This window comes from Kutzneria sp. NPDC051319, from assembly GCF_040682195.1.
Taxonomy (GTDB): domain Bacteria; phylum Actinomycetota; class Actinomycetes; order Mycobacteriales; family Pseudonocardiaceae; genus Kutzneria.
On the sequence record NZ_JBFBAM010000053.1, the window covers coordinates 1 to 24,697 of the forward strand.

Annotated in this window: 23 protein-coding genes and 1 pseudogene; 10 read left to right on the plus strand and 14 right to left on the minus strand. The window is 70.2% G+C overall.

The genetic code is table 11. The annotated features are described in order from the left end of the window. Window positions 1–8 precede the first annotated feature (8 nt). The 6 genes from AB0M73_RS35430 to AB0M73_RS35455 form a co-directional block, all read right to left on the minus strand. On the minus strand, window positions 9–563 hold the full coding sequence (locus tag AB0M73_RS35430; protein ID WP_363900310.1) for a hypothetical protein: 555 nt from the start codon (window positions 561–563) through the stop codon (window positions 9–11). Between the two features lie 28 nt (window positions 564–591). Further along, complete coding sequence (locus AB0M73_RS35435; RefSeq protein ID WP_363900313.1) at window positions 592–2,010, minus strand: hypothetical protein; 1,419 nt, start codon at window positions 2,008–2,010, stop codon at window positions 592–594. A 173-nt stretch (window positions 2,011–2,183) separates the two neighbouring features. Next, entirely contained in the window at window positions 2,184–3,383 is a 1,200-nt protein-coding gene (locus tag AB0M73_RS35440; protein ID WP_363900316.1) for a cytochrome P450, read from the minus strand. 53 nt (window positions 3,384–3,436) lie between these two features. Then, window positions 3,437–3,868, minus strand: coding sequence for a tetratricopeptide repeat protein (locus tag AB0M73_RS35445; RefSeq protein ID WP_363900319.1), 432 nt, complete (start codon window positions 3,866–3,868; stop codon window positions 3,437–3,439). Between the two features lie 102 nt (window positions 3,869–3,970). Then, window positions 3,971–4,867 (minus strand): SGNH/GDSL hydrolase family protein, encoded by an 897-nt coding sequence (locus tag AB0M73_RS35450; RefSeq protein WP_363900322.1) that lies wholly within the window; start codon window positions 4,865–4,867, stop codon window positions 3,971–3,973. 116 nt (window positions 4,868–4,983) lie between these two features. Then, window positions 4,984–5,889, minus strand: coding sequence for an LLM class flavin-dependent oxidoreductase (locus AB0M73_RS35455; protein ID WP_363900325.1), 906 nt, complete (start codon window positions 5,887–5,889; stop codon window positions 4,984–4,986). A 474-nt stretch (window positions 5,890–6,363) separates the two neighbouring features. Here AB0M73_RS35455 and AB0M73_RS35460 point away from each other — a divergent pair, with 474 nt between their 5' ends. Further along, complete coding sequence (locus AB0M73_RS35460) at window positions 6,364–7,617, plus strand: LuxR C-terminal-related transcriptional regulator (protein ID WP_363900327.1); 1,254 nt, start codon at window positions 6,364–6,366, stop codon at window positions 7,615–7,617. On the opposite strand, the gene AB0M73_RS35465 is transcribed toward AB0M73_RS35460, so the two are convergent. After that, the gene (locus AB0M73_RS35465) at window positions 7,600–8,190 is read right to left on the minus strand and encodes a hypothetical protein (RefSeq protein WP_363900329.1); all 591 of its coding nucleotides are present in this window, start codon (window positions 8,188–8,190) and stop codon (window positions 7,600–7,602) included. The two genes, AB0M73_RS35460 and AB0M73_RS35465, sit on opposite strands and share 18 nt — an antisense overlap. A 35-nt stretch (window positions 8,191–8,225) precedes the next feature. After that, entirely contained in the window at window positions 8,226–9,155 is a 930-nt protein-coding gene (locus AB0M73_RS35470; RefSeq protein ID WP_363900332.1) for a helix-turn-helix domain-containing protein, read from the minus strand. Between the two features lie 70 nt (window positions 9,156–9,225). Between AB0M73_RS35470 and AB0M73_RS35475 the strand changes: the two genes are divergently transcribed. Further along, window positions 9,226–9,900 (plus strand): DJ-1/PfpI family protein, encoded by a 675-nt coding sequence (locus tag AB0M73_RS35475; RefSeq protein ID WP_363900336.1) that lies wholly within the window; start codon window positions 9,226–9,228, stop codon window positions 9,898–9,900. Beyond that, entirely contained in the window at window positions 9,887–10,828 is a 942-nt protein-coding gene (locus tag AB0M73_RS35480; RefSeq protein WP_363900339.1) for a pyridoxal-phosphate dependent enzyme, read from the plus strand. The genes AB0M73_RS35475 and AB0M73_RS35480 overlap by 14 nt, the downstream gene beginning before the upstream one ends. A 4-nt stretch (window positions 10,829–10,832) precedes the next feature. On the opposite strand, the gene AB0M73_RS35485 is transcribed toward AB0M73_RS35480, so the two are convergent. Further along, window positions 10,833–11,294: a MarR family transcriptional regulator gene (locus AB0M73_RS35485; protein WP_363900341.1), complete on the minus strand. Its 462-nt coding sequence runs from the start codon at window positions 11,292–11,294 to the stop codon at window positions 10,833–10,835. 53 nt (window positions 11,295–11,347) lie between these two features. Here AB0M73_RS35485 and AB0M73_RS35490 point away from each other — a divergent pair, with 53 nt between their 5' ends. Beyond that, a complete protein-coding gene (locus AB0M73_RS35490) occupies window positions 11,348–12,715 on the plus strand; it encodes an alpha/beta fold hydrolase (RefSeq protein ID WP_363900344.1) in 1,368 nt (455 codons plus the stop codon). On the opposite strand, the gene AB0M73_RS35495 is transcribed toward AB0M73_RS35490, so the two are convergent. Continuing rightward, window positions 12,712–13,488 carry a hypothetical protein gene (locus tag AB0M73_RS35495; protein ID WP_363900347.1) on the minus strand — a complete coding sequence of 259 codons (777 nt, stop codon included), beginning with the start codon at window positions 13,486–13,488 and terminating at the stop codon, window positions 12,712–12,714. The two genes, AB0M73_RS35490 and AB0M73_RS35495, sit on opposite strands and share 4 nt — an antisense overlap. 398 nt (window positions 13,489–13,886) lie before the next feature. Between AB0M73_RS35495 and AB0M73_RS35500 the strand changes: the two genes are divergently transcribed. After that, window positions 13,887–16,235: a glycoside hydrolase family 95 protein gene (locus AB0M73_RS35500; protein ID WP_363900350.1), complete on the plus strand. Its 2,349-nt coding sequence runs from the start codon at window positions 13,887–13,889 to the stop codon at window positions 16,233–16,235. Window positions 16,236–16,383: 148 nt separating this feature from the next. Here the strand turns inward: AB0M73_RS35500 and AB0M73_RS35505 are convergent, their stop codons facing one another. Further along, window positions 16,384–17,046, minus strand: coding sequence for an SDR family oxidoreductase (locus AB0M73_RS35505; RefSeq protein ID WP_363900353.1), 663 nt, complete (start codon window positions 17,044–17,046; stop codon window positions 16,384–16,386). A gap of 79 nt (window positions 17,047–17,125) precedes the next feature. Here AB0M73_RS35505 and AB0M73_RS35510 point away from each other — a divergent pair, with 79 nt between their 5' ends. The 5 genes and pseudogenes from AB0M73_RS35510 (at window position 17,126) to AB0M73_RS35530 (ending at window position 19,638) form a co-directional block, all read left to right on the plus strand. Further along, window positions 17,126–18,004, plus strand: coding sequence for a LysR family transcriptional regulator (locus AB0M73_RS35510; protein ID WP_363900356.1), 879 nt, complete (start codon window positions 17,126–17,128; stop codon window positions 18,002–18,004). Window positions 18,005–18,035: 31 nt separating this feature from the next. Then, window positions 18,036–18,278 (plus strand): helix-turn-helix domain-containing protein, encoded by a 243-nt coding sequence (locus tag AB0M73_RS35515; protein WP_363900359.1) that lies wholly within the window; start codon window positions 18,036–18,038, stop codon window positions 18,276–18,278. Window position 18,279: 1 nt separating this feature from the next. Beyond that, window positions 18,280–18,462: pseudogene (locus tag AB0M73_RS35520) on the plus strand (Clp protease N-terminal domain-containing protein); the annotation flags it as partial. A 201-nt stretch (window positions 18,463–18,663) separates the two neighbouring features. Further along, window positions 18,664–18,873: a Clp protease N-terminal domain-containing protein gene (locus AB0M73_RS35525; RefSeq protein ID WP_363900487.1), complete on the plus strand. Its 210-nt coding sequence runs from the start codon at window positions 18,664–18,666 to the stop codon at window positions 18,871–18,873. 51 nt (window positions 18,874–18,924) lie between these two features. Further along, window positions 18,925–19,638, plus strand: a complete 714-nt coding sequence (locus tag AB0M73_RS35530; RefSeq protein ID WP_363900362.1) for a thioredoxin domain-containing protein — start codon at window positions 18,925–18,927, stop codon at window positions 19,636–19,638. Window positions 19,639–19,716: 78 nt separating this feature from the next. On the opposite strand, the gene AB0M73_RS35535 is transcribed toward AB0M73_RS35530, so the two are convergent. The 3 genes from AB0M73_RS35535 to AB0M73_RS35545 form a co-directional block, all read right to left on the minus strand. Continuing rightward, window positions 19,717–22,311: a LuxR C-terminal-related transcriptional regulator gene (locus tag AB0M73_RS35535; RefSeq protein WP_363900365.1), complete on the minus strand. Its 2,595-nt coding sequence runs from the start codon at window positions 22,309–22,311 to the stop codon at window positions 19,717–19,719. 252 nt (window positions 22,312–22,563) lie between these two features. Beyond that, on the minus strand, window positions 22,564–24,408 hold the full coding sequence (locus AB0M73_RS35540; protein ID WP_363900368.1) for a glycoside hydrolase family 9 protein: 1,845 nt from the start codon (window positions 24,406–24,408) through the stop codon (window positions 22,564–22,566). Between the two features lie 77 nt (window positions 24,409–24,485). After that, window positions 24,486–24,689, minus strand: a complete 204-nt coding sequence (locus tag AB0M73_RS35545; RefSeq protein ID WP_363900371.1) for a hypothetical protein — start codon at window positions 24,687–24,689, stop codon at window positions 24,486–24,488. Window positions 24,690–24,697: the final 8 nt, after the last annotated feature.

The window sequence follows — 24,697 nt, forward strand, 5'->3', positions numbered from 1 at the left end:
GGGGGCGCTTACGGGTGGGGGGGCCCGTACCGCTGGACCTCCTGGCAGACGTCGCCGATCGGCGACGTCTGCCAGGAGCCACCGGGGTAGGCGTGCTCCATCGCGTCGAGGAAGGCATTGGTCGCCCAGACGGGCTTGAGCCGGTTCTCCCGGCTGCCCCAACCGTTCTGCTGCTGGAAGAGACCGATGCTGGTGGCGTCGCCGCCGTCGACGTTCTTCAGCGTCGACTCCACGATGGTGGTGGTGATCGCGATGACCGCCGCCCGTTCCGACAGTCCACGGTCATGGACGGCCTTCACGACCACGCGGGCGCAGGACGTCCGGTAGGCGGTCATGCTGTCGGCCAGCGTCCCGGTCAGCTCGCCGTTCAGGGTCGCCGCCAGCTGGCCGTCGCGGCTGTTGGCCCCCTGAGGATCACACGGCAGGGTCGGGAGGCCGGCCAAGCGCGCCGCGACGTCCGAAGGGCCGGAAGTTGCCGCCAGGGCCGGGACGGCCAGGACGCTGATCGTGACGACGGCTGCGGCGACGGATCTGAGCAGCCGTCCGGTCATCTGTCTGTTCATGGGGGAGTTCCTTTGCCGCGCAGGGAGGTCAGGCCGCATTGACGAGCCCGCCGACCTGCACGGTGCCGTTGTTCAAGCCCGCGGTGTAGGTGGCGAAGATGTCCTTGTTGGTGTCGATGCGGGTGGCGTTGGTGAAGGCGCCCGCGGCGGAGCGGGTGCGGTCCCAGATGCCGTTGCCCGGCACGACAGTGGTGACATGGAGGGTGCCGTCGGGCAGGCTGCCGGCAGAGGCCGACAGGATGGCGCTGTTGGCGTCGATCAGGTCGGCGGCGGCGGCCCAGGTCCCGCCGGCGGTGCGGCTGCGGTACCAGACGCCGCTGTCCGGGACGACGGCGAAAAGGTGCACGGTGCCGTTCGGAAGGCTGGTGGCGGCGACCGAGGTGATGTACGGGTTGGAGTCGACGTGCGTGGCCGAGGCAGCCCAGGCTCCGTCGGCGGCCCTGGCACGGGTCCAGATGCCGCTGCCGGGAATCGTGGTGAACAGCGAGATGGTGCCGTTGGGCAGCGCAGTGGCCGCAATCGCCACGCTGTAAGGGTTGCTGTCGACCAGCGAGGCGTTCGACCAGGTGCCGTCGACGGCGCGGGTGCGGTGCCAGACGCCGCTGCCCGGCACGATGGCGAAGACGTGCAAGGTGCCGTCGTTGAGGCCGGTGGCGGCCACAGCGGTGATGTTGGGGTTGGTGTCGATCTGGGTGGCCGAGCCGGCCCAGACGCCGGCGGCGGTGCGGCCGCGGTACCAGATTCCGGAGCCCTTCACGACGTTGAACACGTACATGTTGCTGTTGGGCACACTCGCGGCGGCGGTGTCGATCAGGTTCACGTTGCCGTCGACCTTGGTGGCGCTGGCGTCCCAGGTGCCGACGGCCCACCGCGTGCGGTTGTACAGCGGACCCCGCGGCTCCTGGCTCACCTCGGGCGCGGTCCACCAGGACGTCTGCTCCTTGGCGCCGGCCCAGCTCAGGCTGAAGTGGATGTGGTCGGTGTGCGGGTTGGGTCCCGTGTAGGGCCGCCACTGGTCGGGCGAGTCGTAGGCCCGCCACATCTGGTGGTTCCAGATCATGTACATGATCCCGAGGCGGCGGGCCATCGCGTTCTTGTTGCCGTACTTGTCGGTGGCCAGCAACCACCTGATGATGTCCTCGGCGTCGGCCTTGTCCGCCGGGTCGTTGACGCTGAGCATGTAGTCGAGGGCGCGGCCCTCCTTGTGCTCACTCGTGTCGCCCGAGTCGCACGCGCGGGCAATGGACGAGTCGTGCTTGCCGTACGCCCGGTTCAGCAGGTCCCGCAGCCCGACCGTGCCCTTCTGGATGGGCAGACACTGGTCCTGCCCGTCGTAGGCCGCGTAGTCGTCGATGGCCGCCGGAAAGTTCGGCGTCGGCGGCGACGCCATCGCCACCTGGGGAAGCGCCGTCACCACCAGGCAGGCGGCCGCCAACCCGACCGCCAATCGAGTGCGCCACGAACCTCTCAGGAACGGTCGATCAGGTGACACAACCGGCATCACGAACCCCCATCTCGAAAGAAGCGTCACGGAGGGGGCCGTCGTCGATTCCCGAAGCCCCCGGTCAGACACTGGACCGGGGACCTTGCGGCTTTCTTGCGGAACTTCTGGACGAGCGCCTAGCCCAGCAGCGTCGGCAGCTCCCGATGCCCGTTGGACAGGAACGAGCGCATCGGGAGCAGCTCGTCCCCCGGCACGGCCAGGTGCAGGCCCGGGTAGCGGGTGAACAACGCCTCCAGGGCGATGGTGGCCTCCATGCGGGCCAGCGGGGCGCCGAGGCAGTGGTGCACGCCGTGGCCGAAGGAGACGTGCTGCTTGATGTCACGGGCGAGGTCGAAATCGTCGGCGGTGTCGCCGAAAACGGCGGCATCGCGGCCGGCGGCGGCGTAGGCGGCGAGAATGGCCTCACCGCGGGGAATGACGACGTCGCCGAGGTCGATGTCCTCCACGGCGTAACGCAGCGGCAGATAGGGCACGGGTGCCTGCCAGCGCAGGGTTTCCTCGCCGACATCGGCCCAGGACCGTTGTCCGCCAAGCACCAGCGCCAGCTGCTCGGGATGGGTGAGCAGCGCGGTGACGGCCTGGTCGATGAGGTTGACGGTGGTCTCGTGGCCGGCGGTCAACAGCAGGATGAGGGTGTCCACGACCTCGGCGTCGGTCAGCGGCGTGTGGCGGTCGGACGAGGCCTGGATGATGGCGGTGGTGAGATCGTCGCCGGGGTGGGAACGCTTGTCGGCGGCCAACTCCGTGAAGATGCGGTACATGTCCTCGGCGCTGGCGGCGGCCTCGGCCGGGCTGCGGGTGGTGTCGAAGACGGAGTCGACCACGAGCCGCAGGTCGTCCCGCTTTTCCCTGGCCACGCCGAAAAGCTGGCAGATCACCTCGACCGGCAGGCGGTAGGCGTACATGGCCCGGAGATCCACGGCCGGGCCGTGGGCGGCGAGTTCGTCCAGCAGGCCGTCGGTGATCCGCTCGATCCACGGCCGCAGCTCGGCGGTCCGCCGCGCCGTGAAGCCGGACGCGACAAGGGATCGGAACCGCTGGTGGTCCTTGCCGTAGGCGGTGAACATGTTCCGCACCGACACCCAGATCCGCAGCGGCCAGTCGGCGGCGATCTCCCCGGCCCGCCACGCCGCCCAGTGCAGCTCGGGATCCTTGGAGACACGGGGATCCAGCAGCAACGCCTTCACTGTCTCCATGCGTGGCACGGCCCACGCCCGCACGCCGCCGGGTAGCTCCACCGGCACGGCGGAACCGGTGTCCCGCAGCCGGGCGCCTTCGCCCTGGATGTCTGTGCCGTCGACGTCGAGTACGTGCATACGGCCATGCTGCCGCGGGAACGCGCCGCCGGCATCGGCCGTGCGATCACGAATTATCGGCCGAACGATTCAAGTTCGCGCCGCACGCGATCGCCGTCGGCGTCACGCAGCTGCGCCAACCGGCCCAGGACGTCGGCCTCGTCGTGGATGTTGCCGAGATCCCGGTACAGGGCCAAGGCCTGCTCGAAGTGCCGCACCGCGTCGTCGCCGTCGCTGAGACGGCCGAGGCTGTCCAGGGTGTTGGCCTCGCCGTCACGGTTGCCGTGTTGCCGGTGCAGCACCAGCGCGGCCTCGCAGGCGGTGCGGGCCTGGTCGTACTCGCCGGTCAGCGCGGACAGCACCCCGATCTGGTTGAGCGCGGTCGCCTGCCACACCGGCTCGTCCAGATCCCGGTACAGCTCAAGCGATCGGACGGCGTGCGCGAGCGCCGGCCGGTCGTCGTCGGCCCGGGCCAGCGCGAGGTGGGAATGCGCTTGCTCCGCCACGTCCCCGGAGCGTTCGGCCAGCTCCAGTCGGGGAGGGTGCGGTCCCGCCGCGACGGCTTGCCCTCGGTGACCTGTGAGGTCCCGAGGGCGAGCCGGCATGACTCAGACCTGGGCCAGGATCAGGTCGGCCAGCGCGGTCTGGCCGTCCTTGTTCAGGTGCAGCACGGCGTCCGGGCCTTCCTGGCCGGGCGCCAGCGCGTCGAAGCCGCGGTAGAACGGCGTGCCCGCCTGGCACAGCGAGTGCCCGGCGAAGGTGCTGTTGAGGTGCACGGAATCGGCGGCGTACTCACTGACGAACGCCGTGTCGACGCCGTAGGCCCGGGCCCGGGAAACGGTGTCCTGCAACGTCTTGTCCAGCTGGCTGGCCACGGCGTTGCCCTCGGTCCGCTCCTGCGCGCTGAACACCGTGTCGTCGCAGATCGGATCCAGCTTGCCGGCGGCGTTGGCGTCGGGGTTGAGCTGGCTGCCGTACGCGGACAGGACGATCTTCGCGTGCGGGCTGCGGGCGTGGATGTCCTTGAACAGCCGGCCCACGTTCGTGGCCATGTCCGGCAGCTTCGCGGTGATGGCCTGGGTCGGCGCGCCCGAGCAGTCGCCCTGGATGCACAGCCCGCCGTACGCCGCGTAGCCGATGTCGTTGGTGCCGATCGTCAGCAGCACCACGTTGGTGTCGACCTGCAGCGCGTCCAGCTGCGGACCCTGGCCGAGGAAGTCCTTGTACAGGTCGGAGGTGGCCGCGCCGCTGCACGTCACGTTGGTGAACTGCACGCTCTGGCCACGGGCCCGGACCCGGGCGACGATCTGCTCGGAGTAGGAGTTGTTGCTACGCCAGCAGTTGCCCTCGGTGCCGGCCTGGTAGTCGCCGGCGCCGGTGCCCGAGGCGTACGAGTCGCCCATGGCGACCACGTGCAGCGGGCCGATCTGCGCCGACGCCGCGGGGGCCATGGCGGTGATCGCCGCGAACGCGGCCAGGGCGGCGATGGGAAGTCGCTTCAACATTCGCTCCAGTGCTCGAAACGATGGACTGCCCGGCGACGCCGGCCCCATGCACGTCATCGCCAAACGATCTCCACCGTACCGGGCACATCCGGACCGCACCGGCGAAACGGCCGAACTCACCGCTCGCGGTCACGCACCCGCGGCAGGACCTCCTGCGCGAACAGCTCCATCTCGTCGCCGTGGCCGAGGATGTGCGTGACGCCGGCCCGCCGGTAGTCGAGGACCGCTCCGGCCAGCTCATCGGGCGTGCCGACCAGCGCCAGGCCCAGCGGGCCGAGGAACGGCATGGCCCCGGTCCACAGGTAGGGCCGCGGCCAGTGATCGGCGTTCTCGGGTGGCGAGGCGCACCAGCCGCCGGTCAGCGCCACCGCCTCGGCGGTCAGCCGCCGGAAGCGTTCCCTGACCGCGTAGACGTTCTCACCGGCGATCTCGGTCAACGCGTGGGCGGCGTCGACCGCCTCGGCCCGATTTCGCCGGCACACCACGGAGAACAGCAGCCCGACCTCGCGGCCGGCGGCGCGCACGCGGCTCCCGCGCCCGGCGACCACATCGGGCGCGGCGCCGAGGAGCAGCAGCACGTCGCCGTGCCGGACCGCGAGGTCGGACGCCGCGCCCGAACTACCGCTGAAATACAGTTCGGGCCGATCCCGTTCGACGGGAATTCGGCGTTCCCGCCACAACGCGTCGCACACCGTCCAGAACTCGTCATGCGCACGGAAATCGTTGTCGTAAGGACAGGCTCCGAGCACGCTCACCCGATCGTCGGTCACCGACGAGAGCGTGTTCACTTGTCGCACGAGGTGTGTCGGAGACTGCATGTCGGTGCGTGGGCAGATCATGAATCCGATGTTCTTGACGGCGCCTGCCAGATGTGCGGCGAGTGCGATCGGATCCGGCCGATGGAATGCCGACGGCAGCAGCACCTGGTCCATGCCGCCATCCTGCGCCGCATGGCAGAACTCCGCCGGATCGCCGTCGGCCGGCAGCGTCCAGTGGAACCGTGTCGATGCGAGCAGGCCCATCGCCACCCCCAGCAGGTTGGTGTCCGAATGCTAGGTCCGCAGTGGTCCGGCCCGGTATGGCGTGTTCTCCCTAGTACGCGGTTGACGCCGCGGAGCGCCGGCTGCACCGTTGGCAGGCGCGCCGTGCGCCGATCGAACCAGCGTCGCCACGAATGCCGGCCGCCGCCGTGAACGAATACCTAGGTAATTAACGGGCCAATTGTTGCCGCCTGCACGTACCGCTGCCATACTCGGCCGCCGTCTAGTGGGTTCTTGTTGACGCCGCCACCGTGCCACAGATGCAACCCCCTTTCTCGGAATAGTGGAGGGCCATACGAAGAGACACCCGTTGCAATCGATTTCATCCGATGACTGCGGGTTCTCGAGGTTGGTCTGTACGCCCGCCGGGATGGTGCTTTTGGTCGTATTGACCGGCACCGCTCCTGGGTGTTTTCTGCGGTTACCTCGTCGGGGCGGCGGAGGGAGAAATCGGCAATGCTCGCACATCCCCAGGTGAACGTCGTCCTCCAGCATCAGAACCGGCTGGTCAGGGAACTGCTGGCGACCCACCTGACCCGCGAGCCGGGCATCGCCCTGGCCGGCACGGTGGCGTCGGCCCCCGAACTGGCGCAGCTGTGCCACCTGTGCCGGCCCGAGGTGGCCGTGTTCGAGGCCGACACGCCCCGGTGGAGCAACGAGCGGCTGGTGTCGCTGCTGCTGGAACCCGGGCGCCGGCTGCGGATGGTCGGCGTGCACGAGGTGTTGCCCGCGGCCTACGTGATCCGCGCCTACGAGTCCGGCATCAGCGCCCTGGTGTCCTACACCCGAGGGCTCGACGCGCTCGTCGCGGCGATCAAGGTGCCGTCGGCCGCGGTGGAGATAACGCGGCTGGACAAGGGAAGCCGACAGGCCCTGACCACTCGCGAGCTGGAGGTGCTGTACCTGATCAGCGCCGGCTACGCGCCGCGCCAGGTGGCCTACGAGCTCGGCATCAGCCTGCACACCGTGGAGCACCACAAGCAGCGCATCTTCGCCAAGCTGGACGTGCACAACCAGGCCCACGCCGCCGCCAGCGCCACTCGGCTCGGGCTGATGGCCTCGGTGATCGAGCTGCCCCGACAGAAGAGCAGCCAGCTGCGGGACCTGCTGCGGGTGTGCGTCACCGGGCGGACGGCCGGCTGCATGATCGCCGACCGGGTGCGACGCATCCTCGGCGAGCACGACATTCCCGTGGTCGACGCGGACGAGCAGGGCGTGGCCACGGTGCTGATCGACCCGGAACCCGAGGACTGGCAGGCGATCGTGGTCGGCCGGTCGGTGCCGGTGGTGGTCGCCAGCCGGCAACTTCCGTTGCAGCACGCCATGAAAGCGCTTGCCGAAGGCGTTGCGGTGCTGCCCGTCGCGCGGATGGACGGCCTGATCGTGCCGGCCGTGCGGGCGGCCAGCCAGGGTTACCTGATGGTGGACGCGGCCCATTCCCGTTCGCTGCTGGGCAACACGCGCGGCGCGGACCGCACGTGGTGGCGGTGGCAGCTGTCGCTGACCCGACGCGAGCAGGAGATCATTGCGTCCATCGGCCGCGGGCACTCGGCCAAGCAGACCGCCCGGCTGCTCGGGATTTCCGTGCGCACGGTGGAAAACCTCCAGAGCAGCCTGTTCCGCAAGCTGGGCGTGCACAGCAAGGCGGCGGCCCTGGCCGCGGCCCAGGACCTTGGCCTGCTGGAGGACGGCCTAGCCCAGCTTGAATGAGGACAGCGAGCAGTCGTGCTCGACCTTCGTCTGCTGGTCGGAGGTGAGCTTCTGCGTCACGCCGTCGTCGTAGGTCCAGCCCGAGCCGAGCGGGTCGGTGGCGTGCACCATGAGGCCGTGGCTGGTCAGGCAGGTCATGTACATGTGGTACTGGTCGAGGTAGTGAGGATTCCTCGACTGGTCCAACTCCGGCGGCTGGAGCGGCAGTTTGTCCTTGCACGCCTTGCGGGCGTTGACCGAGGCCGGGCTGTCGTCGTTCATGTCCGGGCTGTTGCCGTCGGTGCGGCCATTGGCGTCGGCCGGCCCGGCGTGGTCGTCGCCCCGGCCGGTCAGCATGCGGTGCCCGTTGTCCTTGAGGCAGACGTTGTAGCCTCGCCAGGCCGCGTTGACGTCCTCGTCGGAGCTGTCCATGCGCAGCTGCGGCCGCTGCGAGTCGTCCGAAGTGGACGGTGCGCTGCTCCTGGGCGCGTCGGTCGTGGCCAGCGAGGCCACCTGCGGTGCTTGGGGTTCAGAGCCGCAGGCGGCCAGCGTGATCGCGGCCAGGGCGGCTCCGGCGTAGAGCGCGAGCTTCATGCCGGCCACTGTCGCAGGCGATTGTGAGGAACCTGTCAGCGAATTGTGCTGCCACGGAAAGCGGTGCGGTACGCGGTCGGCGTGGTCGCGGCCTCGCGGGCCAGGTGCAGCCGCAGGTTGGCGGCGGTGCCGAGGCCGCCGCGGCGGGCGACCTCGTCGACGCTCAGCCCGGTCGTCTCCAACAGCCGGCGGGCCTCCAGCAGGCGCTGCGCGGTGAGCCAGCGCAACGGCGTCATGCCGGTCTCGGCGCGGAAGTGCCGCGCGAAAGTCCTTGGCGCATAACCGGCATGCCGGGCCATGTCGTCCACAGTGGTCGGTTCGTGCAGGCGTTCGACGACCCACGCGCAGGTCTGGGCCAGACCCGTGCCCTCGGGAATCGGCCGGTCGACGAACTGGGCCTGGCCGCCGGACCGGTGCGGGGCGACGACCATGCGGCGAGCGACCCGGGCGGCGTGGTCGGCGCCGTGATCGACGCGGTAGAGGTGCAGGCAGAGGTCGATCGCGGCCGCGACGCCGGCGCTGGTCAGCACCTCGCCCTCGTCGACGTACAGCACGTCGGGCCGCACGTCGATCTTCGGGAACCGCCGGCTCAGCTCGTCGGCGTCGCGCCAGTGGGTGGTGGCCGTGCGGCCGTCGAGCAGGCCGGCCGCCGCCAGCGCGAACGCGCCCGTGCACACCGACACCATGCGGGCCCTGGTGCCGCGGAGGGCGTTGAGCACCGGCTCGGGTGGGGCGCCGAGGGGGAAGAAGCCTGGCACGATGACCGTGTCCGCGCTGGTCAGGGCCTTAAGGTCGGCCGTGGCCTCGATGCTGAAGCCGGTGGTCGTCGGCACCGGGCCGCGGTGTTCGGAGCAGACCGTGAAGTCGTAGCGGTCCCGCTCGTCGCGGTGCCCGAAGATCTGCGCCGGCACGGACAGGTCGAAGGCGACCACGTCCGCCAGGGCCAGGGCGACGATCCGATGCATGGCAGAATCCTAGCGAAGTAGGGCAGTCCTGCCACTCGTTCTCCTCGTCCGATGCGGTGAGGCTGGGGTCATGAACATCGGCTCGCTGGTTTTCGACGACATGGACCAGATCGACTTCACCGGCCCGTTCGAGGTGCTGTCCCGCCTGCCGGGCGGGCACCACCGCGTCTACGGCATCACCGGGCAGCCGGTGCGGGACGTTCGCGGCCTCACGATCGTGCCGGACGCGGCTATCGGCGATGCGCCGGCGCTGGATGTGCTGCACGTGCCCGGCGGGCGGGGCGTGGACGTGCTGATGGAGAACGAGGAAGTCCTTGCCTGGCTGCGAGAGCAGTCGGGCAACGTGGTCCTGTCCGTGTGCACGGGGGCGCTGCTGCTGGGGGCGGCCGGGCTGCTGGCCGGGCGGCGCGCGACCACGCACTGGGCCTCGCTGCACCTGCTCCCCGAGTTCGGGGCCGAGGCCGTCGACCGGCGGGTCGTCGTGGACGGCGACTGGATCTTCGCCGCCGGCGTGACGTCCGGGATCGACGGCGCGCTGACGCTGGCCGCCCGGCTGTGCGGAGACGGGGTGGCTCAAGGACTTCAGCTGTACATGCAGTACGCGCCCGAGCCGCCGTTCGACGCCGGGACTCCGGACACCGCGCCGCCGTCGGTGCTGGCCAAGGCCAGGGCCGATATGGCGGAGGTCACGGAGCGTCGGCTGCACACGATCCGGCGGATAGTGTCGGAGCATGCTCACCCTTGACGATGTCCAGGAAGCAGCCGCCCGCTTGAAGGGCGTCGCGCACCGCACGCCGGTGCTGCGCTCCCGCACCCTCGACGGGCGGGTCGGGGCCGAGGTCTTCCTCAAGTGCGAGAACTTCCAGCGCATCGGGGCGTTCAAGTTCCGCGGCGCCTACAACGCCGTGTCCCGGCTGTCGCCGGAGCAGCTGACACGGGGCATCGCCGCCTATTCGTCCGGCAACCACGCCCAGGCCGTCGCGCTGGCCGCCCGGGAGTTCGGCAGCAGCGCGGTCATCGTGATGCCGGAGGACACGCCGCAGTCCAAACTGGACGCCACCGCCGGGTACGGCGCCGAGATCGTCACCTACGACCGGTACACCGGAAACCGGGTGGCCATCGGCGATGCGCTGGCCGAGGAGCGGGGCCTGGCGCTGATCCCGCCGTACGAGCACCCGCACGTGATGGCCGGGCAGGGCACCGCCGCGCTGGAGCTGATCGAGGAGTCCGGTTCCTTCGACACGATCGTGGTGCCGATCGGCGGGGGCGGGCTGTTGGCCGGCAGCGCCACTGCGGCCAAGGGGCTCGACCGCCGGATTCGGGTGGTGGGCGTGGAACCCGAGCTCGGCAACGACACTCAGCTGTCGCTGGCCGCCGGGCGCCGGGTGTCGATCCCGGTGCCCCGCACCATCGCCGACGGCCAGGCCGCCGAGACCCCCGGCGAGCTGACCTTCTCCGTGAACCAGAAGCTGGTCGACGACGTCGTGCTCGTCACCGAGGGCGAGATCCGCGCCGCCATGCGCTTTGCCTTCGAGCGCTTGAAGATCGTGCTCGAACCCAGCGGCGCGACCTCGCTGGCCGCCGTGCTGCACGGCGGCTTTTCCGGTCGTGTGGGCGTGATCCTCTCCGGTGGCAACATCAGCCCGGAGCGGTTCGCCGAGTTGCTGGGGTAGTAGGTCAGCTCTGTCCGCGGAGCTGGGCGGCAGACCGTTCGTGCCGATCGGCTGCCGAGCGCAGGAACCGGACGATGGCGTCGAGTTCCGTGTTGCTGAAGTCCGCGACTTCGGCATGGGCCTCGGCCAGCCGTGTCCCGAGCAGCTCGGTCACGATGCGGGCGGCCCGGTCGGTGGGCACGATCAGCACCCGCCGGCCGTGCGTCGGGTCGGGCATCCGGCGCACGTAGTCGGCCTTGGCCAGCCGGTCGACCAGGGCGGTCACGGAGCCGGGGGTCAGCCCGAGCATGCGGGCCAGCCGGCCGGCGGGCAGCGGCCCGTGCCGGAACACCAGGTCCAGGCAGCGCAGGTCGGTGCGGTGCACGCCGAGGCGGTCGGCCAGCGCCTGGTCGTCGGCGTCGATGGCGGCCTGGAGGTCGGCCATGGCCGCGCCGAGTGCGGCGATGATGTCGTCCCGAGCGAGCATGTGTGCCAGTATAATGTTTGATCATCAAACATTATGGGGGTGTGATGCGAAGCGTGATCACTGCTGTCGCGGCCGCGTTGTTGCTGGTCACGGTGCGTGCGCCGGTGTCGGCCGCGCCGGAGGTGGAGTGGTCGCCGTGCCCGCAGCCGCAGGCCGCGAAGTACCACGCGGAGTGCGCCACCCTCGCCGCCCGCGGCGTGACGCTCGCGCTGCTGCGGATTCCCGCCACGGAGGCCTCGCAGGGGCCGGTGTTCGCCGACTCGCAGGAGATGGACGGGTACGGCGGCGGCCAGATCGACTTCTTCCTACAACACGGCGACCACTACCTGGCCCGGCTGCCGCAGACGCACCGCACGCACGACATCGTCCTGGTCGATCCGCGTGGCCTCGGCGCGAGCACGCCGGTGCGCTGCCCACTGTCCACGCATGACCCGGCCGTGCCCGAGTTCCCCGCCACGCCAACGGATACCGGGCAGATCACGCGGCACGGGGCGTCGGTGTATCTGCGCTGTGCCGCCGCCACCGGTCCGCTGATCGCCCACAGCGGCCTCGCCGAGCAGGCCGACGACCTCGAAGCCGTGCGCATGGCGCTCGGTGCGCCGAGGCTGGACTTCCTGGGCCAGGCGACCGGCGCCGAGCTGGGTGTCATCTACACCGCCCGCCACCCGGCCCACACCGGCCGGATGGTGCTGGACACCGCGGTCGACCCGTTCCTGCCGGCCGGGCAACGGGTGCTCGACACGGCGCGCGCCGAGGAGGCCGCGTTCGACCGGTTCGCCGCCTGGTGCGACCAGACGTCCGAGCAGTGCCCGGTGGCCGGCCAGGACATCGGCGCCGTGCTCGATGAATTGGGGACACGGGGCGTGCCCGGCCTGACCGGCGACGAGGTGCGTATCGCCGTCGGTCAGTTCCTGCTCGGCTATCCGTTCGCATGGCCGGGCCTCGCGCAGGCACTTCACGACGGCAACGCCAGCGACTTCGCGCCCTACGTCGCCCTGACCTACACCGAACCCGACTACACGGCCAGTCGCGCCCAGACGTGCGCGGACCACCCGAGCGATCCGGGGCGGCTCGCGGCCCTCGCCCGCCAGGTCCGCGCGGCGGCCCCGCACACCGGCGGCGTTTCCTTGCAGTGGGACGCCCTGCAGTCGTGCACCGGCTGGCCCGTCGGTCCGGCGCTGGCCGATCGGCTGCCGGGCCACGTCTTTCCGGCCTCGCCCGTGCTCGTCACGGCGACGGCCGACGATCCCATCAACCCGTCGGCCTGGGCCGCCGACCTCGGTGCCCGGATCGCCGGATCGCACGTGGTGATCGCGCCCGTGGACGGCCACGGCGCCCTGGACAACGCACCGTGCGCCGCGGGCGCGATCGACACCTACCTGGCGGACGGCACGCTACCGTCCACCGAGGACTGTCATTAGCAACCGACGCCGCCCGGCTGGATCCAGGCGAAGGCGGCGAAGCGCTGGCCCGGCACGTCCGACTCCGTGAAGTAGCCGCCGAACATCTTGGTGCTCTGCAGGCGGTCGGCGAAGTAGAGCGTGTAGGTCTGTGTGACGCCGCCGAAGCTGAGCGGCCGCACGAACGTCAGCGTGTGCGTGGCCGGATCCCAGGTGCGCTGGGCGATCGGCTCCGAGCGGCCGAGCTCGTCGTACCACAGGTTGATCTCCGGGACCCGGCACTGCGTGAACTGCACGCTCATCGTGCCGGTCCACCCGTTGCCGTTGAAGCCGTAGTAGCCCACCAGGTCGTCCGGCAGCGTGTCACTGGCCTTGAACGCCTGCAGCCGAGGCGTGCCCAGCGGCAGATAGTCCTTGGCGTACACGCCGTAGCGCTGACCGGGCACATCGGACTGCGTGAAGAACCCGCCGAACACCGGCGAATTCGCCTTGTGGTCGCCCAGGTACAGCGTGTACGTCTGGCTGTCGTTCCAGGCCAGTGGTCGCGTGATGGTCAGCGTGTGGGTGGACGTCGACCAACTGCCGGACAGCCGTTCGTCGCGGCCCAACTCGTTGTAGTGCATGGTGATCGCCGGCGAGCCGGTGGCCGAGTTGCTCACCGTCAGCGTGCCGGCCCACCCGTTCCCGTTGAACGCGTAGCTGCCGTCGATTGTGGACACCGCCGCCGCGGCCGGCGCGGCCAGGGCCACCATGGCGACCGTCGCCGTGGCAACGGCCCAGGATTTCAGGGACATGCCGGGGATCCTGGCCGCCCGGGTCGTCGCCGGCAATGTCCCTAGGTGCAGACTTGGCTTGCCCCGCAACGGATTGTGTCGGCGGCACCCGACCGAGCGCGGGGGCCGGGTGCCGCTCGTCCTCGACGCTACGCCGAACGGCCCAGAGTGCGCCCGCCGTGCGACCACCCGGTCCAGCCGAACTGCCTGAACGGCCGCGATCCGTTGATGCAGGGAAGGACGCCTTACCCTCGTTCAACGCGGGTAAGGCGTCCTTCCCTGCATCCCCCAGCCCCTGGCATCCCGGTTCGTCGGCAGAACAGGTCAGCCACCGGCCAAATTTATTAGGATTTATTGACATTCATCGGATGTTTGAGCAGGCTACGGCCGACACCCGGTACACCTGCAGGAGGTCGACAATGACCGAGTCAGCTGGCCACACCCGACGGGACGCGCTACGCCTCGGCGGCGTTTTGGGCGTAGCCGCTGCGATGACGGGTTTGCGGCCGTTCACCGCGCAGGCCGACCCGGTCCGGCCGACGGACGCCGAGGTGGTGGCGGACAACGACGCCACGGCGCTGTGGTACCCCGCGCCGGCCGAAGAAGGTCGGATCATCGAGCAGGGCCTGCCCGTCGGCAACGGACGGCTCGGCGGCCTGGTCGGCGGGGATCCCGGCAGCGACTTCGTCTACCTCACCGACATCACGTTCTGGAACGGCGACGTGAACGACGTCGTCCAGGACGACGGGCAGCTCAACTACGACTCCACCCACTTCGGCAGTTACGGACAACTGGCCAGAGTCGGCGTCGACGTGCCGGCGCATGCGCTGTCGGCGGTGAAGGACTACCGGCGGCGGCTCGACCTCAGCAACGGCGTCGTGACGGCGACCTACACGTACAAGGGCGTGCACTACCGCCGCGAGGTGTACTGCAGCCACCCCGACGACGTGCTGGTGATCCGGCTGACCCAGTCCGGCGGCGGCAGCTACACCGGCTCCGTCTCGCTGGCCGGCACCCATGGCGAGACCACGGCCGGCGCGAGCGGGGCGATCTCCTTCGCCGGCACCCTCGACAACGGCCTCAAGTACGCGAGCGTGGTCACCGCCGCCGGCAAGGGCGGCAGCGTTTCCGTGCAGGGCAACAAGGTTGCCTTCACCGGCTGCGGCGAGGTGCTGATCATCGTGTGCGGCGGCACCAACTACGCCGCCACGGCCGCGACCGCCTTCAAGGACGCCGCCGTCGACCCGTCGGCAATCGCCCGGCAGAAGGCCGCGAAGGCCGTCGGCGTGGCGGGGACCGTGCTGCTGAACACGCATGTCGCGGACTACCAGGCGTTGTACAACCGGATGACCGTCGACTTGGGACGGTCGTCGTCCCAGCAGCGGTCCATGGACACCTGGGCCCGGCTGTGGCAGCGGGCCGCGCCGAACGCCGAGCCCGACCCCGAGCTGGAGGCCATGTACCTCCAGTTCGGACGGTACCTGGTGATCTCCGGCTCGCGGGACAGCCTTCCGCTGAACCTCCAGGGTTTGTGGGTGTCCAACAACAACCCGGACTGGTACGCCGACTACCACACCGACATCAACGTCCAGATGAACTACTGGCTGCCCGACCGGGCCGGCCTGAGCCGCTGCTTCGACGCCTTCGCCGACTACTGCGTCTCGCAGCTGCCGTCGTGGACCGCCACCACCCAGAAGGCGTTCAACGACAACCGAAACCGTTTCCGCAACACCAGCGGCAGGATCGCCGGCTGGGCCGTCGCCTTCTCCACCAACCCCTACGGCGGCAGCGGCTGGTGGTGGCACCCCTCCGGCAACGCGTGGCTGTGCAACAACCTGTGGCAGCACTACGAGTTCACCCAGGACAAGGCGTACCTGACGAAGATCTACCCGCTGCTCAAGGGGGCCGTGCAGTTCTGGGAGGCGCGGCTGGTCGAGAAGGACGGCAAGCTGTACGACGACCACGACTGGTCGCCGGAGCAGGGGCCGCAGGACGGCATCGGCAACACGTACTCGCAGGAGCTGGCGTGGGACCTGTTCACCCACTTCCAGACCGCCACTGACGTTCTGGGCCAGGACCAGGACTACGCCAAGACCATCACGGCCATGCGGGACAAGCTGTACCTGCCGGTCGTGAGCCCGAAGACGGGGTGGCTGGAGGAGTGGATGTCGCCCGACAACCTCGGCGACACCAAGCACCGGCACCTCTCGCCGCTGATCGGCTTCTTCCCCGGCGACCGGATCCGCGTCGACACCAGCCCCAGGGAACTCGTCGACGGCGTCCGGAACCTGCTCACCGCCCGCGGCACGCAGAGCTTCGGCTGGGCCTGCGCCTGGCGGGCCGCGTGCTGGGCCCACCTGCGTGACGCCGAGAAGGCGTACCAGATGGTGCTCACCGTCATGACGCCGTCGGTCAACTTCGGTAACGGAAGCGCCGCCAACCTGTTCGACATGTACTCCTTCGGCGAGCGCACGACGTTCCAGATCGACGCCAACTTCGGCGCCCCCACCGCGATGCTGGAGATGCTCGTCCAGTCCCGCCCCGGGGAGATCGACCTGCTGCCCGCCCTGCCGGCCGGGTGGGCCCGGTCGGGCCGGGTCACCGGCGTCGGCGCTCGCGGCGGCTTCACACTCGACCTGGAGTGGCGCAACGGCAAGGTCACCGGCCTCACCCTGCACAGCGTCGGCGGCACCAAGACGGTCGTGAAGTCCGGCACCTGGTCCCGAACAGTGACCATGACGGCCAACAGCTCGCAGAAGATCATCTAGTGCGGAGCAGCCCCCGAATCGATCCAAACACTGGGCGCCGACAGTTTCGATTGGACGGCCGATGAGTGGTCGGCCACTCACCGGGCACTGTCGCACCCCCTCGCTAGGCTGGAATCGGGGGCTGCTCATTTTTCGCTGACGATCACAGTCAGGCCAACCGGCCGCCGCCGTCCACGTGCAGGGTGGCGCCGTTGATGAAGGGGTTGGCCAGGACCGTCAACGCGGCGGCGGAGACGTCGGAGGGGTGGCCGATGCTGCGGCTGGGGTTGGCCGCGGCGACCTGGGCGAAGAACGACTCCTTGTCGGGGCCGTCCCAGGAACCCGAGTCGATGATGCCGGGGGAGAGGGCGTTGACCCGGATCGGGGCCAGCTCGACGGCCAGGGCCTCGGCCAGCGCGGCGACGGCGATGTTGCCGGTGGCCATCACCACCAGGCCGGGGCTGGGCCGCCAGCCGGCGACGCCGGAGAACAGCAGGATGGAGCCGCCGGGGCGGATGCGCCCGGCGAAGTGCTTGGTCACCATGATCGGCCCGACCACCTTGACGTCCAGCGCGGTGTGCACGGCACCCATGTCCAGCTCGGTGACGGGCCCGTTGGCGTGCGCGGCCGACACGGACACGATGTGGTCGACCTCGCCCAGTTCCTCGGCGAGGCGGCGGATCGAGTCCTCGTCGGTCAGGTCGACGGCGGGCGTGCTGTTCCGTCCGACCAGGACGACGTCGGCGCCGGCGGCGACCAGGTCGGACTTGAGCCGGGCGGCGATGCCGGAGGCGCCGCCGATGATCAGGACCTTCTTGTCGGTGAGGTTCACGTCTTGGGTAACGCCGCAGCTCACCGTAGGAATCCCGTCGCGATCTGAATGTTTCCGAGGGTATCCATAGAATCAGCGAATGCCTACGCTTCGTGCCCTGGAATGCCTGGTGGCGGTGCTGGACGCCGGCTCGATCACCGAGGCGGCGGCCGCGCTGCACATGTCGCAGCCGGCGCTCTCGCACCAACTGGCCGCGCTGGAGAAGGAACTGGGGGCCGCCGTCGTGGAGCGGCTGCCCCGAGGCGTCCGGGCCACGGCCGCCGGCCGGGCGATCGAGGCGGATGCCCGAACCGCCCTCGCCGCCGCGGATCGGGTCGTCACGACCGGTCGTGACGTCGCGAAAGGGGTCGCCGGGCAGCTGCGCATCGGCTGCGCCGAGAGCCTGACGGCCAGCCTCCTGGCCCCGGTGCTGCGGCAGTGGCGACGGCGTCATCCGGACGTGCGGATCGTTCTCACCGAGGCGACCAGCGCCGATGTCCTTGCGCAGCAACTGGATTCCGGTCAGACCGACATCGCCGTCGGTCCGATGCCCGGCCGCTGGACCGGCCACAGTGGACTGATCGGCCACGAGGACGTTGTCGTCGTGCTGCCGCAAGGACATCTGCTCGCCGACCAGCCGGCGGTCACGTTCGAGCAGCTGCGGGACGAGCCCGTCGTGCACCTCAACGCCGACAACGGATTCGCCGGCTGGCTGGATTCCGTTGCGGCGCAACACGGTGTGGTCCTCACGGTGGAGATGCGCACTCGGCAGGCCGTCACCGCCGCCGCGTTGGCCGCCGCCGGTGTGGGCATCGCGATCGTGCCCCGGTCGGCCATCGGCGCCCGCTTCGCCGGCGTGGTCGTGCCGCTGGACCCGCCGCTCGGCCGTGATCTCGTCTGCCTGGTCGCCAATCCCGCCGACACCCTGGCCCGCCGCTTCGAGTCGGCCGTGCTGAGCCGCGGTGTCAGGATGCCTTGACAATGGCCCGTGTCAGGCTAACCTGACAACCATGACGGAGGAGAGCACGCCGGCCGAACTGGCCGGCCAGATCACCGACAAGGACCCCGCCGTCGGGTTGCGGGCCGTCGTGGCGCTGCGGCGGCTGCTGGAGGAGCTCGAACGGCTGCACGTCGACAGAGCCCGCGAACAGGGCTGGTCGTGGCAGGACATCGCCACCGCGCTCGCGGTCAGCCGCCAGTCCGTGCACGAGAAGCACGCCAACCGCCGCAAGGCGCAGTACAAGGAGGCCTGACGTGTTCGAGAAGTTCACCGACCCGGCCAAACGGGTCCTCGTGCTGGCCCAGGACGAGGCCATAGAGCAGGGCCACGACCACATCGGCACCGAGCACGTGATCGTCGGGCTGGCCGGCATGCCCGGCACCGTCGCCGGGGATGTGTTGCGCGACAACGGGGTCACCGTGCCATCGCTCCGTGAGGAGATCGCTCGGGTCTTCGTCGCCAGCGGCGCGCACCACGCCGGACCTCAGGCCGCCACCGAGGCCCTCGCCGCCATCGGCATCGACGTCGACGAGATCCGCCGCCGCGCCGACGAGACCTTCGGCCCCGGCAAGTTCCACTTCCCGCGCCCGCCGTTCAGCCCGCGGGCCAAGCGGGCGCTGGAGCACACGCTCCGGCAGATGGTGGAGCTGGGCAGCGAGACCATCGGCCCCGAGCATCTTCTCCTGGGCATCCTCGCCGAAAGCGACAGAAAGGAGGAAGGGGAAAGTGTGGAGGCGACCGACGGCGGAGATCGACAAGCGCCCGGCGTGGGCGTGAAAGTGCTGCGCAACCTGGGCGTCGACGTCGACGCGCTGCGGCCCGCGGTGCTGGCCCGGCTCGGCCGCTGAACCGTTCGCGTCTCCCGGCCGTCGTGGTGGGCGGACGGGAAGGAGTGTTCGGTGGGCGCGAATCGAACCAGGGGTGCAGTCGCGGCGGCGCGAGGGGCGGGCGACGGGCGGCGGAACCTGATCCTGGTGGTGGCCGTGGCGGTGATCGCGGCGGCGGTGATCGGGGGCGTGGTCGTCACGCACGCGAGGGCCGATGTGCCGCAGGCCGGCGGGACGTACGCGACCACGGTGCAGCAGGACGGCACGGTCGTGGCGGGCAGCGCCAACGCCAAGGCGACGCTGGACGTGTACGAGGACTTCCTGTGCCCGTACTGCAAGCACAACCTCGAAGACCCCTACGGCAAGGACATGACCATGGCCATCGCCGCCGGGTCGCTCCGGGTCGACTACCACGTGCTGGATCTGCTGGACAACGAGACGACGCCCGCCGGGTACTCGCTCCGTGCCGGCAATGCCGCGCTGGCCGCGGCCAAGGCGGGCCGGTTCGCCGAGTTCCACGCCGCGCTGTACGAGCAGCAGCCGACCGAGGGGCAGGCCGGCTACACCGATGACCAGCTGGTGGACATCGGCCGCAAAGCGGGTATCACGAGCCAGCAGTTTGCGGACGAGGTCAAGGCCGGCGCCTTCGACGCCGAGATCCGCGGCCAGACCGACAAGGCCCGCGACTCGGTGAACTTCAAGGGCACGCCCACGGTGCTGTCCGGCGACAACCAGGTCGACATCAGCAAGGCCGGCTGGCTCAGCCAGCTGACCGGCGCCGCCTGAGCAAGATCAAGGCTCAATTCCTCCACTCCGAGTGGAGGAATGCCCCCTTCCACACAACAAGGGCTTGACGGGAGGGGGTTAGGGGGCTATGCGGGCCAGGTCTACCCGGGACTGGATGGCCAGCTTGCGGTAGATCTGCCGCAGGTGGAAGCCGACGGTGTGGGGCGAGACGAACAGCTCGGCGGCCACCTGGCGGTTGGTGAGGCCGTGGGCGACGAGGCGGGCGACCTTCTCCTCGGTGCCGGTGAGGCTGCCCCACCCGGTGGCCGGCCGGGGCACGTGGTGCCAGTGTCGGCGGCGGATGCCCAGTCGGCGCAGGCGGCTGCGGACGCGGGCGGAATCCCAAGCGGCGCCAAGGGAGTCGTAGACCTCCATAGCACGGTCCAAAGCGGACACCGCCTCGTCACGGTCGTAGTCGGCCAGCAGGCCGCCGAGGTCCTCGGTGGCGGAGGCGCGGGCCCATCGGTCGGAGTACCGCTCCGTGGCGGCGACCAGACCCATGACGTCACGGGAATGCAGGGCCCGGGCATGCCATCCGACGCCCAGGGCCTCGGCGGAGGCGACAAGAGTCTCGGCGAAGACCTCGTCGCCGGCGGCAAGGGCGGTGCGCACGCACCAGGCCGCGGCGGCGGGGTCCTCCAACAACAACTCGCGGCGACGGGAGGGATCGGTGCGAACCTCGGCCAACACCGCCAGGGCCGCCTCGGGGCCGCTGCGCGCGGCGGCGACCTGTGCGGTGATCCACACCCGCATGGACGACCAGGGCAGCGACTCGAAGGCCTGAAGGCGGTCGGCGGCGGTGGCGACATCGCCGCGCCGCAACGCGGAAAGCACCAGCACGGCCCGAAGATGCGGTTCGTACAAGGGCATCTGCGTGTCGGCGGCGACGCCGACACCGGCCAGCGCCTCGGCCTCCGCCTCGGCCAGGCTGCCCTGCGCGAAGTACAGCCACGCCCGCAGCGCGACGGGCACGCTGGCCAACACCTTCGCGCCGGCGCAATCGTCCTCAATGGACCGTATTGTCTCGGTGGCCTCGACCAGCAACCGCGCCCGGATCTGCATCCACGCCATGGCCCAGCGCGGATCGAAGTACCACGGGGATTCCTGCGTGGTGGCTTTCTGCACGGTGGCCAGGGCGTCGTCGAGCCGACCCCGCCGCCACATCGCCACCGCCCGCACGGTCAGGGACACGCCGTCCCAGCCGGTGGCGACCTTCTCGGCGGCGACCTGATTCCCGTACGCCAGTGCGGAAAGCCGCACCGGGCCGGCGCCGATCCGCGCGGCCCGGGCGACGTCTCCGTTGAGCAGCAGAGCGACGGCCAGGTCCTGCCCCGGCCGCGCCAACGCGATGGCCCGGTCGAGAGACCCGGCCTTGGTCAGCGCGGCGACGGCGGTCCGTGCCAGCTCGGCGTGCTCGGGCAACTCCCGGTCGGCCACCTCCAGACCGCGAACGGCAAGGGCCGCAGCGGTTTCGGGGGAGTGGCCCAACAGGCGGTCGGCGGCGGCGCGAATGGCGCCGACGGCCTGCCCGTCGGCCACGGGGCCGCAGTGCAACAGGTGAATGGCGGCCGCGTCGGAGGGCAGCAAAGCGGCGGCCTGTTTGTGCAGCAGGGAGCGCATCAGCTGCGGCACGGTGTCCAACACGGCCCGCCACACCGGCTCGCGGTGGAACTCGAAGGCGTTGGACAGACATCCGATGAGCCCGGCGGTCAGTGCCTCCTGCAACGGCTTGAGCAGCGTCGCCGGCGGCGTGGACAGCATGTCGGCCAGGTCCTGCGGGCTGAACGTGCGCCCGAGCACGGCGGCGACCTGGAGCACCTGCACGGTCGTCGGATCCAACCGGGCCAGCCGTTCCCGCACGCAGGACAGGAACCGGTGCGGCAGGCGGGATTCGTCCAGGGCGACGGCCAGTGGATTGAACGGTAGCGGCCCGTCGGCCAGCCGCGCGATGCCGGCCTCGATGCGGAGCGCCTCGTCCGCCTGGAGGCCGAGGACCAGGTCGACGACCGAGCGCGGGCTGCCGCCCATGCATTCGCACAGCGAGGCGACCTCGGCGTCCGGGGTGGCGTCGAGCAGGTCGGTGACGACCTCGGTGACCACGTCGTCCGGCAGCGCGCCCAGGTCGGCCAGCCACTCGGTGCGGACCGCGCCGGCCATGGCCCCGAGCAGCAAGCCGTTGGGGGAGTCCAACTCCTCCGACCGCATGGCGAAGATCCACACCACCGGCCGGTCGTCCAGCCGTGACATGAGATCGCGCAGGGCGGTCACGGTCAGCGGGTCCGCCCAGTGCAGATCGTCCACGGTGACCAGCACGGGACCCCGCCGCAACTGGGTCTCCACGTGCCGCTCGAACTGCGCCGTCAGCCAGCTCAGCCGGCTGGCGTCGGGGGCGACGGCATGCGGCTGGCGCACCACCGGCAGGCCCAGCACCGAGATCTCCGGCCGGTCCACGATGCCGTCCACCACGGAGAACCCGCGGCCCTCGGCCAGCGCCGCGGCCTCGATCAGCAGCCGTGTCTTGCCGGCGCCCACCGGGGCGGCCAGCAGCAGCGTCTGCCGGCCCTGGTCGACCGCGCGCATCGCGCCCACGATCTGGTCGAGCTGTCCGTCCCGGCCGCGTAGTGGCCGCCGGGCCCGTGCCGGCGCCCGCTGTTCGAGAACCTGCCGCTTCATGATCTCCCCCGGTTCGGATCGACGAAAGAGCCGGTGATCGAATGATTCGCGGGGCGAGAAAGGTCAATACCGCCGGAAAGGCAGTGGAATACGCATGGTTCGGTCCCTTGCCGGGTGTTTCACGTCACCTGGGGCCCAGTCAAGCAACCGGCCATCACAGTGTCAACTCACTCTAGGAATTCCCGTGAAACAGGCCCGAACAAGTACGTAGGGCCGGGCATCGCTGCCCGGCCCTACCCTTCGCCCTATTGCCTAACCGATCGAAGCGGCGTAAAGGAACCACGTCGAGTGCGGCAGCCACTGCTCCAGCCACCGCCAGTCGGTGTTGTGGCCGGTGAACGCCTCGCCCGGGTCCCAGGCCAGGCCGCGGCCGTCGTCGCCCTTGCCGGTGATGCCGTTGACGATGCCGCCGGCCGAACGCAGCCAGCGCCAGGAGCCGGCCGGCTGTCCGTCCGCGTACTCCAGGTACAGCGGCTGGTCGCGGCCGGTGCCCTCCAGCATGCACACGTCGTACGGGTTGACGCCGACGATCCAGTTCAGCTGGTCCTGGGCGTACGCCCGCAGGCTGGCCGCGAACGGGCCCCCAGAGGGAGTCTTCTCGAAGAAACCGGCGGCCAGGCGCGCGGCCGAGGCCATCGAGGCCAGCCGGGCGTTCTCCCCCTGCCACCAGGCGTCGTCCGTGCGCGGGGTGACGTTGTGCGGGAAGAAGTAGCCGCTGTACCGCGTGCCCTTGCCGTCCTGCACCAGCTGCCGCGCGTAGCCGAACGGGTTGGGCACCTCGCCGGTCACGTTCAACTCGAACTGCAGCGACCGCCGCACCACGTCCAGCACCTTGGCCCTGGTCGCGGCGTCGGCGATGTCCAGGTAGGTCAGCAGGCTGACCACCGGCAGGCCGGCGTCGGAGGGGTGGAAGAACGGGCGGTCGGCGTCGTCGGCCCGCCAGTAGTCGTGATAGCCCTGCCACGACACCAGCCGCGAGCACAAACTGGCCGCACGCGCGTCCGCCGCCGCCCGATACGCGTCCTTCTTGGTCGCCTTGAACAACTCGGTGGCGGCCAGCAGCGCGTTGAAGTCGTCGAGGATGTTCTCCTTGCCGTCATTCAGCAGTGACACGTTGTAAACGAGGAGATAAGCGAAAGCGTCTTCGGCCGCGGCCAGATATTCGACAGACGTGTAGTCGCCGGACACCGGATAGGTGCTGCAGCGGGCCAGCGCGGCGATGGCCAGGCCGCCGCCCTCGCGGAAGTCGACCTGCCGGGTGCTCAGGCTGCGCTGGGTCGGGTCGGCGCCGAGGTCGTCGGCCTCGGGCTGGCCGACCGAGCTGTAGAAGGAGCCGCCCCGGGTGTGCACACGGGTCAGGTAGTCGGCGCCGAACAGCGCCTCGTCCTGCAGCCAGCCCTGCGCCGCCACCAGGTCGGTGTTGCCGCGCTTGGCCACCTGGTCGTGCGAGGCGGCCAGCGCCCACGCGGTCAGGGGGATGGACAGCGTGTTGAAGTACGACAGGTTGGACAGCTGGGTGAAGTGCTTGCCCCAGTCGGCGGCCGCGTCGTACCAGCCGCCGCTGGCGTCGAAGGTGCCGCCGGACTTCAGCGGCAGCTTCCGGTCGGCCTTGTCGTACTGGCCGGAGCTGCGTGAGTCCTTGAAGTAGTGGATCAGGTGCGACATCGTGCGCCGCTCCAGCACGTTCGGCTCGATCCGGAACGGCTGCGAGCTGCCGCCGTCGACCGTGACGGTGTACTGGCCGGTGCGGTTGAACGAGGTGAGGTCGGCGACCCAGTAGTAGCTGGGCACGGCCGGCACCTGGTCGGCCAGCCAGTCCTTGACCGGGCCGACGTAGCGCGCCAGGCCGCGGGACACGGTCTTGCCGGTGGCGGTGTCGATCACCTGGTACGGCTTGGGCGCGGTGGACGCCTTGGCCGCGGCGATCACCACGCGCTTGGAGGCGGTCGGCTCGTAGCCGACATTGTTGGCCAACACCAAGGGTTTCGGGCCGGCGTCGAAGCTCGGCGGTGGCAGTGCGGCCGAGCCGGCGACGGCGGCGGTGCCGAGGAGGAAGCGGCGGCGGGAAGGTGACTGCTCCGGTGCGGACTCAGACATTATTAGTAAACCTCCTTAACAATTTGTCACCCTAGGTGTCGGCTCGGTCACGGTCAAGGAAATGGCACAGCGAGGGCTCAGCTCGTCCACAGCTCGGCGGCGCACCGTGGACGCATGAACGCTCGGGAGCAGGGGATTCGCAGCGCCGCCGTGATCACCGCGGCGCTCGCGCTGGTCGGTGTCGGCGGCGCGGTGGCGGTGGCCGCCGTGGTCAGCCATTCCGACAGCGCGACCACCACGTCAACTTCGGACAGCCAGCTGTCCACGGGCACGGAGCCCATGGCCAGAA

Excerpts from the sequence above, each read along its gene's own strand:
- AB0M73_RS35535 (WP_363900365.1), bottom strand. The coding sequence starts at position 22,311 with ATGAAGCGGCAGGTTCTCGAACAGCGGGCGCCGGCACGGGCCCGGCGG.
- AB0M73_RS35545 (WP_363900371.1), bottom strand. The coding sequence starts at position 24,689 with ATGGGCTCCGTGCCCGTGGACAGCTGGCTGTCCGAAGTTGACGTGGTG.
- AB0M73_RS35525 (WP_363900487.1), top strand. The coding sequence starts at position 18,664 with ATGGTGGAGCTGGGCAGCGAGACCATCGGCCCCGAGCATCTTCTCCTG.
- AB0M73_RS35540 (WP_363900368.1), bottom strand. The coding sequence starts at position 24,408 with ATGTCTGAGTCCGCACCGGAGCAGTCACCTTCCCGCCGCCGCTTCCTC.
- AB0M73_RS35475 (WP_363900336.1), top strand. The coding sequence starts at position 9,226 with ATGAACATCGGCTCGCTGGTTTTCGACGACATGGACCAGATCGACTTC.
- AB0M73_RS35495 (WP_363900347.1), bottom strand. The coding sequence starts at position 13,488 with ATGTCCCTGAAATCCTGGGCCGTTGCCACGGCGACGGTCGCCATGGTG.
- AB0M73_RS35485 (WP_363900341.1), bottom strand. The coding sequence starts at position 11,294 with ATGCTCGCTCGGGACGACATCATCGCCGCACTCGGCGCGGCCATGGCC.
- AB0M73_RS35500 (WP_363900350.1), top strand. The coding sequence starts at position 13,887 with ATGACCGAGTCAGCTGGCCACACCCGACGGGACGCGCTACGCCTCGGC.
- AB0M73_RS35460 (WP_363900327.1), top strand. The coding sequence starts at position 6,364 with ATGCTCGCACATCCCCAGGTGAACGTCGTCCTCCAGCATCAGAACCGG.
- AB0M73_RS35515 (WP_363900359.1), top strand. The coding sequence starts at position 18,036 with ATGACGGAGGAGAGCACGCCGGCCGAACTGGCCGGCCAGATCACCGAC.
- AB0M73_RS35455 (WP_363900325.1), bottom strand. The coding sequence starts at position 5,889 with ATGGGCCTGCTCGCATCGACACGGTTCCACTGGACGCTGCCGGCCGAC.
- AB0M73_RS35480 (WP_363900339.1), top strand. The coding sequence starts at position 9,887 with ATGCTCACCCTTGACGATGTCCAGGAAGCAGCCGCCCGCTTGAAGGGC.
- AB0M73_RS35450 (WP_363900322.1), bottom strand. The coding sequence starts at position 4,867 with ATGTTGAAGCGACTTCCCATCGCCGCCCTGGCCGCGTTCGCGGCGATC.
- AB0M73_RS35510 (WP_363900356.1), top strand. The coding sequence starts at position 17,126 with ATGCCTACGCTTCGTGCCCTGGAATGCCTGGTGGCGGTGCTGGACGCC.
- AB0M73_RS35430 (WP_363900310.1), bottom strand. The coding sequence starts at position 563 with ATGAACAGACAGATGACCGGACGGCTGCTCAGATCCGTCGCCGCAGCC.
- AB0M73_RS35440 (WP_363900316.1), bottom strand. The coding sequence starts at position 3,383 with ATGCACGTACTCGACGTCGACGGCACAGACATCCAGGGCGAAGGCGCC.
- AB0M73_RS35470 (WP_363900332.1), bottom strand. The coding sequence starts at position 9,155 with ATGCATCGGATCGTCGCCCTGGCCCTGGCGGACGTGGTCGCCTTCGAC.
- AB0M73_RS35465 (WP_363900329.1), bottom strand. The coding sequence starts at position 8,190 with ATGAAGCTCGCGCTCTACGCCGGAGCCGCCCTGGCCGCGATCACGCTG.